This window comes from Streptomyces sp. UNOC14_S4, from assembly GCF_020740835.1.
GTDB lineage: Bacteria > Actinomycetota > Actinomycetes > Streptomycetales > Streptomycetaceae > Streptomyces.
In genome coordinates this window covers 1-893 of the sequence record NZ_JAINFC010000991.1, presented here as the reverse complement: position 1 = coordinate 893, position 893 = coordinate 1, and the positions used below count along the sequence as shown (strand labels likewise).

Genomic DNA, 893 nt, shown 5'->3' with positions numbered 1-893 from the left:
CCCCCAGACTCCGTCCGGGAGGTGCCCCCAGCCCTGCGGAACGCCTGCCCACAACCGGAGGTAGGAGGTAGGGGGCGCCCCGATAGGGGCGCGGGGAACTGCGCGACCAGCCCCCACCGGGGCCGCAGTCGCGCACCGAGCGCAAGACGCACCCCAGTAGGCGCTACGGCAAGAGCTACCGCAGGTGGGACGTGTCGTTCAGGAGTCGAACCGACGCATTGCCGTCCGCGTAATACGCCACCGCCGACACCGACGCCGCCGACAGCTCCATGCGGAACAACGACTCCGGCGGAGCCCCCAGCGCGAGCCGTACCAGGGTCTTGACGGGGGTCACGTGGGTGACGAGCAGGACCGTTCTGCCCGCGTGGCGCGCGAGGAGGCGGTCGCGGGTCTGCGCGACCCTGCGGGCGACCGTGGCGAAGCTCTCGCCGCCGCCGGTCGGCGCGGCCTTGGAGGAGGCGAGCCAGGCGTCGAGGTCGGCGGGCCAGCGCTCCTTGACCTCGGCGAAGGTCAGGCCCTCCCAGGCGCCGAAGTCCGTCTCGCGCAGCCCGTCCTCGACGTGGGCCTCCAGCCCGAGCCGGGCCGCCACGGCGGCCGCCGTCTCGCGGCAGCGGCGCAGCGGCGAGGAGACGATCTCCTGGATGGTGCCGCGCGCTGCGAGCGCCGCGGCCACGGCCTCCGCCTGGCGGTGTCCCGCGGGCGACAGGCCGGGGTCGGCGCCGTTGCCGCCGCCGCTGCCGGAGAACCGCTTCTGCGGAGTGAGCGCGGTCTCGCCGTGCCGCAGCAGGACGAAGGTGGTGGGCGCGCCGAGGTCGGCGGGCACCGCCCAGCCGACGGGCGCGGGCCGGGGCCCGGCCGACGCTTCCGGAGCGGGCCGCTCCGGAAGCGTCGGC

Annotated in this window: 1 protein-coding gene; it reads right to left on the bottom strand. The window is 76.0% G+C overall.

What is annotated here, in order from left to right:
* Positions 1-175: 175 nt before the first annotated feature.
* Positions 176-893: histidine phosphatase family protein (locus K6I34_RS37525; RefSeq protein ID WP_229332479.1), on the bottom strand; the 718-nt coding region annotated here is incomplete at its 5' end.